The organism is Streptomyces sp. NPDC104371 (assembly GCF_055583785.1).
The window spans coordinates 120,993-136,244 of the sequence record NZ_JBVJNF010000004.1 but is presented as its reverse complement, the minus strand read 5'-3'; the positions used below and the strand labels follow the sequence as shown (position 1 = coordinate 136,244).

Below are 15,252 nucleotides of genomic sequence, written 5' to 3'. Positions count from 1 at the left end.
GCCGTCAGCCACTTACGCCTCTTACAGGCCGGACTCGGAGGTACGCACCAGGATGCGGCGGCAGTTCTCGCAGCGGACGACCGTGTCCGGCGCCGCGGCGCGGATCTCGCTCAGCTCGGTGATCGCCAGCTCCTGACGGCAGCCCTGGCAGGTGCGCTGGTACAGCTTGGCCGCGCCGATGCCGCCCTGCTGCTCGCGCAGCTTGTCGTACAGCTTCAGCAGGTCCGCGGGCACCGAACCCGCGATGACCTCGCGCTCCTTGGTCACCGTCGCGGCCTCGCGGTCGATCTCCCCGAAGGCCGTGTCGCGGCGCTGCGTGGCGTCGTCGATCTTCGACTGCACGGAGGCGACCCGCTCGGTCAGCTCGCCGACCCGCTCCTGGGCGGACTCACGGCGCTCCATCACCTCGAGGACGACGTCCTCGAGGTCGCCCTGGCGCTTGGCGAGCGAGGCGATCTCGCGCTGGAGGTTCTCCAGGTCCTTGGGGGAGGTGACGGCGCCGGAGTCGAGGCGCTGCTGGTCGCGGGCGGAGCGCTGGCGCACCTGGTCCACGTCCTGCTCCGCCTTGGTCTGCTCGCGGGCGCAGTCGCTCTCCTCGGTCTGCGCGGCCACCAGCAGGTCGCGCAGTTGCGTGAGGTCCTTGGTCAGCGACTCGATCTCGGCGTGCTCGGGCAGGGACTTCCGCTTGTGCGCGAGCTGTTGCAGGCGTACGTCGAGGGCCTGGACGTCGAGAAGTCGGATCTGGTCGGCGGGCGCGGCGTTCAGTTGGGGGCTCCAGAGGCGTGAGTGGTGGTGAAGGACGCCGCGTGGGCGGTCCAGGGGTCGGTGACCGCCCGCGAGACGTGGACGCGAAGGTCCCAGCCATGGCGGTCGGAGATCTCGTCGAGCTGCGCGGCGGCCAGCTCGCACCAGGGCCACTCGGTGGCCCAGTGCGCCGCGTCGAGCAGCGCGAGAGGACTGTGGGTGCGGTCCGCCATGAACTCGGAGGCCGGGTGGTGGCGCAGATCCGCGGTGAGGAAGGCGTCGACACCGGCCGCGCGGACATCGGCGAAGAGGCTGTCGCCGGAGCCGCCGCTGACGGCGACCGTACGGACGACGGCGTCGGGGTCACCGGCGACGCGGATGCCCTGCGCGGTGGCGGGCAGGCGTTCGGCGGCGCGGGCGGCCAGTTCGCCGACGGTCAGCGGGTGGTCCAGCTCGCAGACGCGGCCGAGGCCGCGGCGGCCGTCCGGGTCGGTGGGGTCCGGGACGAGGGGGCACAGGACCCGCAGGCCGAGCGCGCCCGCGAGGGCGTCGCTGACGCCGGGGTCGGCCCGGTCGGCGTTGGTGTGGGCGACGTGCAGGGCGACATCGTTCTTGATGAGGGTGTGCACGACCCGGCCCTTGAAGGTGGACGCCGCCACCGTCGTGGTCCCGCGCAGATAGAGCGGATGGTGGGTGACCAGCAGGTCCGCGCCCAGCTTCACCGCCTCGTCGGCGATCTCCTGGACGGGGTCGACGGCGAAGAGGACCCGGGAGACCTCCTGGCCGGGGTCGCCGACGACCGTGCCGACCGCGTCCCAGGACTCGGCCCGCTCGGCAGGCCACAGGGTTTCCAGCGCGGCGATGACTTCAGACAGACGGGGCACGGGGAAAGGCTACCTGGCCCGGGTCCGTGCCCTACCGGGTGACGGCGGAAGCGGCCGTCCGGACGGTCCGGGGGCGGCCGTGAAGAGGCCGTCGGACCTGGGGTCTCGTACGGAGAGGGCGTACGCCCCCTGCGTGCAGCACATCCCGGCTCGATTCCTCAGGCGAACGGCGCGACGAACACCCTTATGTGTGAAGTGCTCCCCGGGGGTGCGCCGTCTGTGCGAACGAAAACTAGCTTCGTCGCCGGAGGTGACCGAAAGATGACGGCCTGTGCCTTCATGACCGCTACGGGGAACACGACCGCAACGGGGAACACGACCGCGACCGCTACGGGGGACGAGAACGAACGGGCGGCCCGGCCCGGATGCGTGATCACCGCGGACGGCTCCTACGCGGCGCGGCTCGCCCTGGGCGGCGAGTCCTGGTACCCGGAGCGCTGGACCCTGGGTGGCCCGGAACCGTACGCCGTACCGCTGCCCGGCCATCAGCCGGAGGAGCCCGGCCGCACGGAGGTCCAGCCGATGGACGACGGCCGGGTGCTGATCCACCGGGTCACGGACGGGCGGCATACGTTCTCGCTGCTGTACCCGACCGGTCCGGGGACCGGTGAACTGGCGCTCGGCACGGTGGAGTGCGCCGGTGAGGAGAGCCTGCTGCGGCTGCTGCCGCCCGCGCCGACGGGTGACCGCGCGTACGCGCTCGCGGTGGCCGGGGACACGACGACGGTGTGGCTGCTGACGGGCGGGGAGCACGGGCCCGCGCCCGTGGCCCGGGTTCCGGCCCGCTGCTCCGGCGGGGTGTGGCTGGATCGTACGGGTCGGCTGCTGGCCCTGGACCGCACACCGCGGGGCGGTCCCACGAAGTCGGTGGTGCTGGATCTGGCGCGGGGCGGGGAGGTGTCGCCGCTGCTGGAGATCACGGAGGAGAGCGACGACCGGCTGCTGCTCGCGGACCCCGACAGCGGACTGGTGCTGATCCGCTCGGACGCGCCCTCTCCGGGTCAGGCGCGGCTGGGCTGGGGGGTGTTGGGCAGCACCCTGCCGGTGCGCTTCCCGGCGTGCCTGCGGCTGGACTCCTGCTCCGTGACGCCGTTCGCGATCCAGCCGGGGCAGACGCTGACCCCGGAGAGCTGTGCCGTGGCGCTGCGGATCGACGGGGCGGCGGGCCACTGGGTCGGGGTCTGGCGCCCTTCGGAGCGCCGGGTGCAGCACTTCCCGCCGCCGCGGGGGTGGTTGACGGGGGCGGGGCTGTGGACGCGCGAGGGGGAGCTGCGGCTGCCGTTCGCGACGGACACGGTGCGGTGCGGGATCGCGCGGCTGGTGGTGCCGCCGCGGGCCGCCGTGCCCGCGCCCACGACTGCGACCACACCCGCGTCCACGTCCGCAGAGGAGCCCGCCGAGCGGTCGGACGCCGACTCCGCGGTGCGGCCGGTGCCGTTGCAGCAGGCGCCGCTGCTGGGGCGTACGACGAGCGGCACCGCGCGGGTACGCAGACCGCTCAAGGAACCGGCGGACGCGGCGAAGGCATCCCCGGAACCCGCGTCCCTGGCAGATCTGGTGAAACACGCCCCGATCGCCAATGCCCCTGTCATGGCCGTTCGTTAGACTCACCCGGCTGTACGAAGTGATCATATTGACGGGGTGAGTACTTCCGATGAGCGACAACAGCACCGCACTGTCTGCGCCCACCGAGGCTCAGGAGACCACCGGCCACGGTCGACACCGTGGCCGGACCTCCGGCCAGGACGCAGAAGTGGTCCCCAACGGACGGCACCGCAGGCCGTCCGAGGAGGCAGAACAGGCTGACGTCACCGCGGCCTGACCGTTGCCGCATCACAACCGGCCCCGCCCGTCCCACGACGGGCGGGGCCGCTCCGTCAGATCTCGATACAGGTGCGCAGCCCCGTCCCCGTACGCATCTGGTCCAGCGCCTCGTTGATCCCGGTGAGCGGCACCCGGTGGGTGATCAGACCCGCCAGTTCGAGCCGCCTGGCGCGCCAGAGCGCGATGGTCCGCTCGAACGAACGCCGCATGTCCCCGCCGCCGTACAGGGACGGCAGGATCCGCTTCTCGTCGAAGAACAGCTCGAACATGTTGAGGTGCAGCACGTCGTCCATCGCGCCCGCGCCGACCACGACGAGCGTGCCGCCGCGCCGGGTGTTCTCGTACGCGGTCCGGGCCGTGGCCGACTTGCCGACGACCTCGAAGACGTAGTCGAAGCCCTCGCCGCCGGTGATCTCCTGCCGGACGCCCGGGAGTTCGTCGGGGGCGACCGCCTTCGTGGCGCCGAAGTCGAGCGCGGACAGCCGACGGGAGAGGACCGGGTCCACGGCGACGATCTCGGCGGCACCCCGCAGCCGCGCACCCTGGATCACGGAGACCCCGACACCACCGCAGCCGATGACGGCGACCGACGAACCGGCTTGTACGTCCGCGGTGTTGAGCACCGCGCCGAGTCCGGTCGTCACCCCGCAGCCGATGAGAGCCGCGATGTCGTAGGGCACGTCGTCGGGGATCCGTACGGCGCTGTGCGCGTCGACCACGACCTCCTCGGCGAAGGTGCCGGTGCCCAGGAAGCCGAAGACATCGCCGCCGGGGCGCTTGAAGTTGGGGGTGTTCGCGTTCACGAACCCAGTCAGGCACAGTTCGGTCTGGCCGCGACGGCAGGCGGGACAGGTGCCGCAGGACGGCAGCAGGCAGACCACGACCCGGTCGCCGGGCCGGAGATGGCCGACACCCTCGCCGACCTCGACCACCTCTCCGGCACCCTCGTGACCGGGCACGAACGGGGCGGGCTGCGGCAGGACGCCGCTCATCGTGGACAGGTCCGAGTGACACAGCCCGGCGACGCGCACCCGGATCCTGACCTTGCCGGGGCCGAAGCCCGCCGTCTCGATGTCATCGACGATCTCCAGCTTGTCCTGGCCGATCTCGTGCAGTACGGCTGCGCGCATGGTGCGGCTCCCCTCGAAGGGTGGATGGTTCCGGCCGGGGTCTACATCTCTACGGGGCTACATCTCTACGGGGCTGTGGCTCTACGGCTATACGGGTCAATGGCTATACGGGTCTGCGGCTCTACAGGCGTACAGGTCAGGAGAGTTCGACAGTCGTGTCGGCGAGTACCGGCGCGTCGCTCCGGTCCACCGCGCTCACGGCGACCCGTATCGCACCGTCCCTGCGCCACATACGGATACGCAGCGTCTCGCCCGGGAAGACGACCCCGGTGAAGCGCGTCGCATAGGCGCGGACCTGGTCCACCTCCCCGTCGAGCAGGGTGTCCACGACCGCCTTGAGTGTCATCCCGTATGTGCACAGACCGTGCAGGACGGGACGTTCGTACCCCGCACGCCGGGCGAAGTCGGGGTCGGCGTGCAGGGGGTTGGGGTCCCCGGAGAGGCGGTAGAGGAGGGCCTGGTCCTCGCGGATCGGCCGCTCCACGACCGCGTCGGGCTCGCCGAGGGGCGGCGCGGGGCGCGCGGAGGGGCCTCGGTCGCCGCCCCAGCCGCCTTCGCCGTGTACGAAGACCTGCGCCTCGGTGGTCCACAACGGGCCGTCGCCGTCGCCGACTTCGGTGCGCATCACGAGGAGGGCGGCCTTGCCCTTGTCGTACACCGCGGTGATCCGGGAGACGGACTCGGCCCTGCCCTCGACCGGGATCGGTCGGTGGATCTCCAGGCGCTGGCCGCCGTGCAGGACATGGGCGAGGTCGACGTCGACGCCGGGCATGGACAGCGCGCTGATCACACCCGGGGCGCCGCCCCCCGCCACGGTGGCGAAGCTCGGCAGGACACGCAGCCGGGACTCCAGGGTGTAGCGCAGTTCGCCGGGGTCGGTGGCGGGGCGGCCCGCGCCGATGCCGAGGTGGTAGAGCTGAACGTCCTTGGCGGTCCAGGCGATCTCGGTGGTCCGGGGGCCCGCGGCAAGGGCCATGGCTGCGTTGAGGGGCACGAGGTTCGTGTATAGCCCAGTACCTCCCCTTTGGGAAGGCTCCGGGCGCGGCTTCCTGACGCCACGTCAGATCTCGCCAGTACATTTGTCCTGCCGTAGTTCGTACAACCGCATCTGCCCAGCGGGCACCGGGACTTCGTAACGTCGTCGTCATGACGAAGAAGACCGGGACACCGCCCGCCGTGTCCTTCTCGGGGGCGGTCAAGACCTACGGCACCGTGCGCGCCGTCGACGGCGTCGATCTGCGGATCGGGCGCGGCGAGACCGTCGCGCTGCTGGGCCGCAACGGCGCGGGGAAGTCCACGACGATCTCCCTGCTGCTCGGGCTGACCGAACCCGAGGCGGGCACGGTGGAGTTGTTCGGCGCGGCCCCCGAACAGGCCGTGCGCGCGGGCCAGGTGGGCGCCATGCTGCAGGAGGCGCGGGCGGTGCCCCGGGTCACGGTCCGTGAGCTGGTCTCCTTCGTGGCCGGCCGCTACCCCTCCCCGATGCCGGTCGCGCAGGCCCTCGAACTGGCCGGGATCTCCGAACTGGCCGGGCGGCGGGTGGACCGGCTCTCCGGCGGGCAGACGCAGCGCGTGCGGTTCGCGGTCGCGCTCGCCGGGAACCCCTCGCTGATCGTCCTGGACGAGCCGACCGCCGCCCTCGACGTCGAGGCGCGGCGCGCCTTCTGGGACTCCATGCGGGCCTACGCGCGCCGTGGTCACACCGTCCTGTTCTCCACGCACTACCTGGAGGAGGCCGACGCGCACGCCGACCGCATCCTGGTCATCGACCACGGCCGGATCGTCGCGGACGGCACGGGTGAGCAGCTCAGGCGGGCGGCGGGCGGCAATCTCGTCTCCTTCGACCTGGCCGGTCGCGGCACCGAGGGCCTGACCCTGCTGCCCGGTGTGCGCTCGCTGGAGGTACGAGGCGACCGGGCGCTGCTGCGCACGGACGACTCCGACGCCACGGTGATCGCCCTCGCCGAACTCGGCGCGATACGCGGCCTGGAGGTCGCCCCGGCGTCGCTGGACGACGCGTTCCTGGCGCTGACCTCGCACGCGAAGGAGACGGTGTGATGTTCGACTACCTGCTGCTGGAAGTACGCCGGACCCTGCGTGACGTGGGATTCGTGATCGGCGGGGTCGCGATGCCGGTGATGATGTACCTGCTGTTCACCAACCTCGGGGAGAACAGCGGCGACTGGAAGGCCGCGTCCATGGTGGGGATGGCCGCGTACGGCGCGGTCGGCTCGGCTCTCAACACCGGCGGCGGGGTCGCCGAGGACCGGTCGATCGGCTGGCTGCGGCAGCTCAGGGTGACACCGATGACGCCGCGGCAGGTCGTCACCGGTCGGGCGCTGACCGGTTCGGTGACCGTCCTGCCCGCGATCGTCGCGGTGCTCGCGGCGGGCGGTCTCGTCAACGGCGTACGGCTGGATGTCTGGCAGTGGGTGGCGATCGCGCTGCTGCTGTGGCTCGGCTCGGTCCCCTTCACTCTGCTCGGCCTCGGCAACGGCTACCGGCTGACCGCGCAGACCACCGGCGTCGCGAACATGACGTGCAACCTGGGCCTTGCGGTCCTCGGCGGCCTGTGGTTCCCAGTCACGCTCTTCCCGGGCTGGCTGCGCGCGGTGTCGACGTTCACCCCGACGCACGGCTTCGCCCGGCTCGGCACGGCGATCGTCGAGGGCCACGCCCCGGCGGCGAGTGCCGTCCTCGTCCTGGCGGTCTGGCTGCTGGCGTTCGGCTCGTACGCCGCGCTGTCGTACCGCCGGTACGCCGGGAACGTCTGACCTCTCTGATCGCACCGATCACACGGTTCGCACCGATCACACGGTTCGCACCGACCGCTCTGTTCGCTCTGTTCGCTCTGTTCGAAAGGCACGGAACATGTCCTGTGTGCGAAGGGTGTCGCGTCACTGGGACGAGTGGCGGCTGGCCCGCCGGGCGTGGAAGGAGGACTACGCGCAGGTCAAGGCCGGGTACAGGGCGGCCCGGAAGGCCGGGAAGGCGCACGAGGAGCCGGGCCCGCCGCCCAACGGCTTCGCCCTGCTCCCCTGGCTGCTGATGGGCATGGGCTCCTTCTCCAACCTCCTCCAGGGCGAGACCCCGAACCCCTGGGTCGGCGCCATCGGGCTGCTCGCCTTCAACTCCCTCTACGTCTATGTGGCGTTCCGCGTCTTCTGCAAGCAGACCCGCGAGGCGACCTCCACGCGGCTGGCGCTCGCCGTGATGGGCCTGGTGACCTGCGTTCTGGCCATCATGTACGGCGGCAACTGGCTGCTGTTCTTCCCGCTGCTCGGCCTCGCGACCGGCGCGACCCTGCGGGGCCCGTGGCTGGCCAGGGTGGGCATCGGTCTCAGCGCGGTCGCCGGGGCCGTCGCCGGCTTCCACGAGGGCTCGGGCGCGGTCACCATCGCGTACGGCACGTTCCTGTCGACGACGGTGACCGCGGCGATCCTCGGACTCTCCGAGGCCGTACGCGAACTGCGCGCCGCCCGCGAGGAGTTGGCCCGGCGCGCGGTGGAGAAGGAGCGGCTGCGCTTCTCCCGCGACCTGCACGATCTGCTGGGCCACACGCTCTCGGTCATCGTCGTGAAGTCGGAGGCGGCCCGCCGTCTGGCGCCCCGTGATCTGGAGGCGGCGCTGGTCCAGGTCACCGATATCGAGTCCGTCGGCCGCCAGGCGCTCACCGAGATCCGCGAGGCCGTCACGGGCTACCGCGAGGGCAGCCTGACGACGGAGCTGGACGGCGCCCACTCGGCCCTGACGGCCGCCGGTATCGAACCCGTGGTCCGCCGCTCGGGCCCGCCCCTGGTGCCCCAGACGGAGGCGCTGCTCGGCTGGGTGGTCCGCGAGGCGGTCACCAACGCCGTACGGCACAGCGGCGCGACACGATGCGAGATCACCCTCGGCGGCACCCCCGAACACGTCCGGCTGACCGTCACCGACAACGGGACCGGCACCTCTGCCACGCCCCCGGGCATCGGCGGCACCGGCCTGAAGGGCCTGACCGAACGCCTGGCGGCAGCGGGCGGCTCCCTGCGCGCCGGTCCGGCACCCCGCGGCGGCTTCACGGTCACCGCCGAACTCCCGGTGGAACCGGAGCCCCTTGCGGCGGGAGCCGGACCGTACTCCGGAGCTACTTCTTGATCTCCGAGAGGCAGAGCGTCAGCACCGTGATGTGGCGCCGCGTCTTCGTGTACTCGAGCTGGCCCGGCTTGCAGTCCTCGGCGGAGCCGGTGGACTCGACCCGGTAGGCGGCCGCGCTGTCGGAGCAGTCGACCTTCTCGAGTTCGTCGTCGCCGTTCCCCGTCTTCTTCATGCAGTCGCCGACCGAGGCGCTGTAGTCGCTGTTGCTGGGCTTGGTGGGCTCGTCCTTCTTGACGAAGTACCAGACGCCGGCGACGACGAGGGCGATCACGACCGCTACGGCCTTGATCAGCTTCTGCCGCCCGGCGAGGCCACCGCCACCGCCCGACGGCGGGCGCGGCGCCGGTGGCTGCTGTCCGTAAGGCTGTTGCGCATACTGCTGTTGCCCATACGGCTGCTGTCCGTAGGGGGCCTGGTTCTGCGGGTGCGGCTGTTGCGGTTGACCGTAGGCCTGGTAGCCACCCTGGGGCGGCGGAGGCGTGGACACGTAGTCCCTCTCTCTGTCTTGCGTACACACGTCGACGTGACGGGCTCGGGCCGCTCCGGAACCTGGCGGCTGCCGAAACGGCCGCATACATGAAGTGCTGTGCCGCTCCCGGCATCACGCCCGCGGGAATCGAGCGGCGCAACGCGCCCTCGTCCCGCACCGCACACTCATCGGCTGTATCCCCGTTCGTCGCCCTCGCGCTCCTCCCCTTCCTGAAGCGCGGGGCGCTGCGCGACGGCGGTGCCACCGCGCAGGTCCTGCGGATACTACTGACCGGAGTTCACGAACCCCCTCGTCGATCGTCCCCACGGCGTAACAACCGCGCCGCAGCCGGGGTCTATAGCCTGTCCCCCGTGAACGAGATGCCGCAGGAGCACCGTCCCGCACGGTGTACGAGAGTTCTGCTCGCCGAGGACCAGGGGATGATGCGCGGCGCCCTCGCCCTGCTGCTCGGTATGGAGGCGGACCTGGAGGTCGTCGCCCAGGTCTCGGCGGGCGACGCCATCGTGGACGCGGCGCTGATCCACCGCCCGGACGTGGCCCTGCTGGACATCGAGCTGCCGGGCATGAGCGGGCTGGACGCGGCGGCCGAGCTGCGTGAACAGGTCCCGGACTGCCGGGTGTTGATCCTGACCACCTTCGGCCGGCCCGGCTATCTGCGCCGGGCCATGGACGCGGGCGCCGCCGGGTTCCTGGTCAAGGACGGGCCGGTGGAGGAACTCGCCCAGGCGATCCGGCGGGTGCTCACCGGCGAGACGGTCGTGGACCCGGTGCTGGCCGCCGCCGCGCTGAGCGCCGGACCCAACCCCCTCACCGCCCGTGAGTGCGACGTACTGAAGGCCTCGGTGGACGGGGCGACGGTCGCCGACATCGCCGCCCGGCTGCGTCTCTCCGAGTCCACCGTCCGCAACTACCTCTCCTCCGCCATCGGCAAGACGGGCACCCGCAACCGCACGGAGGCCGTACGGGAGGCCCGGCAGCAAGGGTGGCTGTAGGGGGACGCGGACCCCACCTCCGAGGCCCCGCGCCCTACTTCACCACCTCCGCGCTCTCGAAGCCCGTCTCGCTCGGCGCCAGGCACACGAACCAGTTCACCGGCGTACCGGCCGCCGGGCGGATCACCCCGTGGTCTCCGGCACGGGCGGAGGCGTCGAGCGCCTTGCGGGCCGACGAGGTCGTGCCGTCCTGCCACTTGCACATGACCTGCCGGGCACCCTTGCCGACCCGGCCGACGACCAGGCGTTCGGGGCCCACGGCGCCGGGCTCCAAGGAGGTCGAGAAGGCCTCGTAGCCGCCCTTCTCGGGGTCCATCTTCTTGACCGTGTTGAACGTGATCACCAACGACTTGCCGCCGCTGACGCTGCGGCCCACGAAGTACGAGGTCTTGCCGACCAGGCCGGACGCCTGCCGCACCGCGGGTTCCTCCCCCGCCGCACGCATGGCGTCGAGCTGGCGCCGCGCCTCGCTCTCGTCGCGCGGCACGCCCCACACGTCGATATAGACCTGCCAGGTCTTGCCCTGGTCGGTTCCGGTCGCCAGCGTGGTGCGCTGCGGCGCGTACACATGCCGGTCCTCCGGCGAGACCGGCGCGGTCGGCCGGGTCGCCACCGGGGCCACCCGGTCCCCGTCCCCGCCCGGCAGGCCCGTCAGGGCGAGCGTGGCGCCCGTGGAGCCGCAGAGCACCAGCGCCGTGGCCGCCGCGACGGCCAGACGGCGGGTCCTGCGGCGGCGACCGCCCCGGATCACCGCCTGGTAGGGCGCTATACCGATCTCGACCTCGTCCGCGGCGTCGGCCAGCAGGAGGGCGATGTCCTTGTGCGTCATGTCGTGGTTCTCCCGGTCCGCGCTCATCACCGTCGCCCTCCCTCGCTCACCGTCTCGGCCAGTCCGGGTATGGCGCGGAGTTTCGCGATCCCCTTGGCCGCATTGCTCTTCACCGTGCCCACCGAGCAGCCCATCGCCTCGGCCGTCTGCGTCTCGGTCAGGTCCTCCCAGTACCGCAGGACCACCGCCTCCCGCTGGCGCGGCGGCAGTTGGGCCAGCGCCTTCAGCAGGGCGCTGCGGTCGTCGGCCTGGGCGATGCGGTCACCGGTGTCCGCCACCTCGCGCACCAGGCCCGAGTCGTCCCGCGGCGCGAGGAACTCCTTGAGCCGTCTGCGATGTCTGCGCGCATGCGCGTTGATCATCACGCGGCGTACATACGCCTCCGGGTCGTCGGCCGAACCGACCTTGCGCCAGGCCACATAGGTCTGTTCCAGCGTCGACTGGACGAGGTCCTCCGCGGCGTGCTGCTCCCCCGTGAGGAGAAATGCCGTGCGCATCAACCGCGGCCAGCGGCCGATGACGAAGCTCTGGAACTCCGTGTCCCGAGCCTGCTTCCGATCCCCCATGGGCACCTCCTTGATGTCAAAAGGAGTCCATGAGTCCAGCGGACCGTTGCCTCATCGAGCGGAATTCGCCGAGTTCTTCCGCGGCAGCCACACCAGCACCAGTACGGCCGCCACCAGCAGCACGCATCCGCTCACCCGGAACGCCAGCGCGTACCCCTCCGTCAGGGCCTCGGCCGTCCCACGTCCGCCCGTGCGCGACGCCGCGATCGTCGTCATGATCGCGAGGCCCAGAGAACCCCCGATCGTGCGCGAGGTGTTGACGAGGCCCGACACCAGACCGGCGTTCTCCGGCGCCGCCCCGGAGGTCGCGAGCGACGCGAGCGGGGTCATCGACAGACCGCCGCCCAGCATCATCAGGATCCCCGGGAACATGATCGCCGTCAGATAGTCGCCGTCCGCCGTCATGGTCGACTGCCAGCCGAACCCGGCCGCCGAGACGAGGATCCCGAGCACCGTCACAGTGCGCGCGCCCAGGATCCGCATGACCCGCGGCGCGGCCTTGGAGCCGAGCACCACGGCCAGCGAGCTGGGTATCAGCGCGACCCCGGCCTCCAGCGGCGAGTAGCCGAGCACGTTCTGCGCGTACAGCGTCATGAAGAACCACATGCAGAACATCGCCGAACCGGAGACGAACATGGCCGCGTTCGCCGAGGCCACCGACCGCACCCGCAGCAGCCCGAGCGGCATCAGCGGGGCCTTCGCCCGCGCCTCGACGAGCAGGAACAGCGCGATCAGGGCGAGCCCGGCGCACAGCGGAGCCAGGGTCGTCGGCGAGGTCCAGCCGCCCGCCTCCGTCCGCATGATCCCGTATGCGAGCGTGGCCAGCCCCGCCGTCACCAGCAGCGCTCCCGGCAGGTCGAGCCGTCGTCCGTCCCCGGCTCGGCTCTCGGTCAGCCAGCGTGCCGCCCCGGCCAGGACGACCACGCCGATCGGCACGTTGATGAGGAGCACCCAGCGCCACGACAGCCCCTCGACCAGCAGACCGCCGACGAGCCCGCCCGCCGCGCCGCCGCCCGCGCCGACCGCGGTCCAGGTCGCGATGGCGCGCGCCCGCGCGGCGCCTTCCGGTACCGCGGCGGTGAGCAGCGTCAGGGTCGAGGGCGCGAGCACGGCCGCGCCCAGGCCCTGCACCCCGCGCGCGGCGAGTATCTGCCAGCCCTGCTGGGCCAGTCCGCCGCCCAGCGAGGCCAGGGTGAACAGGGCGAGCCCCACCAGGAACATCCGCTTGCGCCCGTACAGGTCTCCGGCCCGTCCCCCGAACATCAGGAAGCCGGCGAAGGCGATCGCGTACGCGTTGACGACCCACTGCAGCCCCGACGCGCTCAGCGCCAGGTCCGTCCGCATCGACGGAAGTGCCACATTGACGACGGAGATGTCCAGTACGACGAGGAACTGTCCGGCGCACGCGAGCGTCACCACCAACCAGGTGGGCGGTGACGCGGTACGGCGGCTTGTGGTGGTGTCTTGGGCTGTTCGCAGCATGAGGGCCATGGTCCCAACCCGGACGTGTGCCCCGCATCGGGATTTCGGCCCGGCGGCCCCCGTCCTCGGACGTACGACCCGGGCCCTTCCCGCGGCCTTCTCGGGGCCTTCCTGGGCCTTTGCCGGGTTCTCCCCGGGGCCGTCCGAGGACGAGCCCAGCTGATGGCACATCAGTTCGCCATCAGATGGTCAAGGATTCGTTAGGAAGTCGAAGCAACGGAATAGATGCCCGAGCAGACGGAGTTGACCCGAATCCCGGTCCCGCGCAGACCTTGCCCGTTTCTTGCCAACTCCCTTGCGTACTCCTTCTGTTCTCGGCCGGAGGCCTCCACACATGACGCACATACCGACCGACCGTCCTGCTCCAGGGCGGCCGGGCGCGATCGTGCCCGTGCTCGCGTTCGCGGGCATCGTCGTCGCGGTGATGCAGACCCTGCTCGTCCCTGTCATCAAGGATCTGCCCGCGCTCCTGAGCACCTCCCCCTCCAACGCGACCTGGGTCATGACCTCCACCCTGCTCTCGGGTGCGGTGGCCACGCCCATCATGGGCCGCCTCGGCGACCTCTACGGCAAGCGGCGGATGCTGCTCGCCAGCCTGGCCGTGATGGTGATCGGCGCGCTGGTCAGCGGCTTCACCGACACCCTGATCCCGATGATCGTCGGGCGTACGCTCCAGGGCTTCGCGATGGGCGCGATCCCGCTCGGCATCGGCCTGATGCGCGACCTGCTGCCCCGTGAACGGCTCGGCTCGGCGATGGCCCTGATGAGTTCGTCGATCGGCGTCGGCGGCGGACTCGCGCTGCCGTCCGCGGCCATGGTCGCCCAACACGCCGACTGGCACGCCCTGTTCTTCGGCGCCGCGGGGCTCGGCGTCGCCTCCATCGTGCTCACCCTGCTCGTCGTACCGGAGTCCGAGACGCGCGCCGAGGGCTCCTTCGATCTGCTGGGCGCGCTCGGCCTGTCCGCCGGACTGGTCCTGCTTCTGCTGCCGGTCTCCAAGGGCAGCGACTGGGGCTGGGCCTCCGGCACCACGCTCGGCATGTTCGCCGCCGCGGCCGTCGTCCTCGCCCTGTGGGGCGTGCTCGAACTGCGCCTTCCCGCACCGCTGGTCGACCTGCGCACCACCGCCCGCCGCGAGGTGCTGCTCACCAACCTCGCCTCGATCATGGTCGGCGTCTCGTTCTACGTCGTCTCGCTCGTCCTGCCCCAACTGCTCCAACTGCCCACCGCCACCGGCTACGGGCTCGGCCGCTCCATGGTCGTCGCGGGCCTGTGCGTGGCGCCGCTGGGCCTGACGATGATGTTCACCGCGCCGCTCTACGCCCGGCTGTCCGCCCGCTACGGCCCGAAGCTCACCCTCATCACCGGCCTGCTGATCATCGCGATCGGCTACGGCGCCGGAATCGGCCTGATGAGCGCCGCCTGGCAGACGGTGGTCACCTCGGTGCTGCTCGGCGCGGGCATCGGCCTCGCCTACTCCTCGCTGCCCGCGCTGATCATCGGCGCGGTCCCGGCCTCGGAGACGGGCGCGGCCACCGGCCTCAACACCCTGATGCGGTCGATCGGCACCTCGGTCTCCAGCGCCGTCGTCGGCATGGTCCTCGCCAACACCGCCCACCAGACGCACGGGCTCGCGATCCCCACCATGCACGGCTTCCGCGTCTCCTTCCTGATCGCGACGGCCGCGGTGGCGCTCGGCCTGGTCGCCGCGCTGTTCCTGCCCGGTCAACGCCCCTCGGCCGTCCCGCAGTTGCGCGCGAGCAGCGAGGAGGACGCCAACCTGGAGCGCGCCGTCCAGGTGCTGCGCGGCTTCCGCGGCCGCGTCCTGGACGCCGAGGGCGCCCCGGTGGCCCACGCCAAGGTCACGCTGATCGACCACAGGGGCCGCCAAGTAGGCGCCACCCATTCCACCGAGGACGGCCGTTACACGGTGGCCGTGCCGGAGAAGGGCCCCTACATCCTGGCCGCCAAGGCCACGGGCCACGCCCCGCTCGCCTCCTCGGCCACGCATCTGGGCGGTGACCACCCGGTCGACCTGGACCTGTGCCTGCCGGGCGAGACCGTCTCCGCCTGACCGAACATCCCGCCGGGGTCCCGCAGCCCTCTGCGGGACCCCCGTCACCTGCGCGTCGGCAGCGTGCGGCAGCATGGGGCGCCCACGGATACGTACGACCGGA

Annotated in this window: 14 protein-coding genes; 6 read left to right on the top strand and 8 right to left on the bottom strand. The window is 71.7% G+C overall.

Annotated features, from left to right (window positions below):
• Window positions 1-21: 21 nt before the first annotated feature.
• The gene (locus tag ACZ60T_RS14615) at window positions 22-765 is read right to left on the bottom strand and encodes a zinc ribbon domain-containing protein (protein ID WP_365621036.1); all 744 of its coding nucleotides are present in this window, start codon (window positions 763-765) and stop codon (window positions 22-24) included.
• Window positions 762-1,628 (bottom strand): Nif3-like dinuclear metal center hexameric protein, encoded by an 867-nt coding sequence (locus ACZ60T_RS14610; RefSeq protein ID WP_469666194.1) that lies wholly within the window; start codon window positions 1,626-1,628, stop codon window positions 762-764. The genes ACZ60T_RS14615 and ACZ60T_RS14610 overlap by 4 nt, the downstream gene beginning before the upstream one ends.
• 279 nt (window positions 1,629-1,907) lie before the next feature.
• Here ACZ60T_RS14610 and ACZ60T_RS14605 point away from each other — a divergent pair, with 279 nt between their 5' ends.
• The gene (locus ACZ60T_RS14605; RefSeq protein WP_469666192.1) at window positions 1,908-3,233 is read left to right on the top strand and encodes a hypothetical protein; all 1,326 of its coding nucleotides are present in this window, start codon (window positions 1,908-1,910) and stop codon (window positions 3,231-3,233) included.
• 272 nt (window positions 3,234-3,505) lie between these two features.
• Here the strand turns inward: ACZ60T_RS14605 and ACZ60T_RS14600 are convergent, their stop codons facing one another.
• Entirely contained in the window at window positions 3,506-4,582 is a 1,077-nt protein-coding gene (locus tag ACZ60T_RS14600; RefSeq protein WP_469666190.1) for a Zn-dependent alcohol dehydrogenase, read from the bottom strand.
• Between the two features lie 136 nt (window positions 4,583-4,718).
• Entirely contained in the window at window positions 4,719-5,576 is an 858-nt protein-coding gene (locus tag ACZ60T_RS14595) for a MaoC/PaaZ C-terminal domain-containing protein (RefSeq protein ID WP_469666189.1), read from the bottom strand.
• A gap of 152 nt (window positions 5,577-5,728) precedes the next feature.
• On the opposite strand from ACZ60T_RS14595, the gene ACZ60T_RS14590 reads away from it, so the two are divergent.
• The 3 genes from ACZ60T_RS14590 to ACZ60T_RS14580 all read left to right on the top strand — a co-directional run bounded on the left by ACZ60T_RS14590 (window position 5,729) and on the right by ACZ60T_RS14580 (window position 8,716).
• The gene (locus tag ACZ60T_RS14590; protein WP_469666187.1) at window positions 5,729-6,640 is read left to right on the top strand and encodes an ABC transporter ATP-binding protein; all 912 of its coding nucleotides are present in this window, start codon (window positions 5,729-5,731) and stop codon (window positions 6,638-6,640) included.
• Window positions 6,640-7,356, top strand: coding sequence for an ABC transporter permease (locus tag ACZ60T_RS14585; protein ID WP_365619733.1), 717 nt, complete (start codon window positions 6,640-6,642; stop codon window positions 7,354-7,356). The genes ACZ60T_RS14590 and ACZ60T_RS14585 overlap by 1 nt, the downstream gene beginning before the upstream one ends.
• Before the next feature lie 97 nt (window positions 7,357-7,453).
• Complete coding sequence (locus ACZ60T_RS14580; protein WP_469666185.1) at window positions 7,454-8,716, top strand: sensor histidine kinase; 1,263 nt, start codon at window positions 7,454-7,456, stop codon at window positions 8,714-8,716.
• On the opposite strand, the gene ACZ60T_RS14575 is transcribed toward ACZ60T_RS14580, so the two are convergent.
• Window positions 8,706-9,203: an LppU/SCO3897 family protein gene (locus tag ACZ60T_RS14575; protein ID WP_469666184.1), complete on the bottom strand. Its 498-nt coding sequence runs from the start codon at window positions 9,201-9,203 to the stop codon at window positions 8,706-8,708. The genes ACZ60T_RS14580 and ACZ60T_RS14575 overlap by 11 nt on opposite strands.
• Before the next feature lie 362 nt (window positions 9,204-9,565).
• Here ACZ60T_RS14575 and ACZ60T_RS14570 point away from each other — a divergent pair, with 362 nt between their 5' ends.
• Window positions 9,566-10,198, top strand: a complete 633-nt coding sequence (locus ACZ60T_RS14570) for a response regulator transcription factor (protein ID WP_365621033.1) — start codon at window positions 9,566-9,568, stop codon at window positions 10,196-10,198.
• A 34-nt stretch (window positions 10,199-10,232) separates the two neighbouring features.
• Here the strand turns inward: ACZ60T_RS14570 and ACZ60T_RS14565 are convergent, their stop codons facing one another.
• Genes ACZ60T_RS14565 through ACZ60T_RS14555 form a run of 3 tightly spaced genes read right to left on the bottom strand, consistent with a single transcriptional unit; the run spans window position 10,233 to window position 13,084 of the window.
• Window positions 10,233-11,054 carry a hypothetical protein gene (locus ACZ60T_RS14565; protein ID WP_469666183.1) on the bottom strand — a complete coding sequence of 274 codons (822 nt, stop codon included), beginning with the start codon at window positions 11,052-11,054 and terminating at the stop codon, window positions 10,233-10,235.
• Window positions 11,054-11,593: a SigE family RNA polymerase sigma factor gene (locus ACZ60T_RS14560; RefSeq protein ID WP_365619721.1), complete on the bottom strand. Its 540-nt coding sequence runs from the start codon at window positions 11,591-11,593 to the stop codon at window positions 11,054-11,056. The genes ACZ60T_RS14565 and ACZ60T_RS14560 overlap by 1 nt, the downstream gene beginning before the upstream one ends.
• A gap of 51 nt (window positions 11,594-11,644) precedes the next feature.
• Window positions 11,645-13,084: an MFS transporter gene (locus tag ACZ60T_RS14555; RefSeq protein ID WP_469666182.1), complete on the bottom strand. Its 1,440-nt coding sequence runs from the start codon at window positions 13,082-13,084 to the stop codon at window positions 11,645-11,647.
• Window positions 13,085-13,409: 325 nt separating this feature from the next.
• On the opposite strand from ACZ60T_RS14555, the gene ACZ60T_RS14550 reads away from it, so the two are divergent.
• Window positions 13,410-15,149, top strand: a complete 1,740-nt coding sequence (locus ACZ60T_RS14550) for an MFS transporter (protein WP_469666180.1) — start codon at window positions 13,410-13,412, stop codon at window positions 15,147-15,149.
• Window positions 15,150-15,252: the final 103 nt, after the last annotated feature.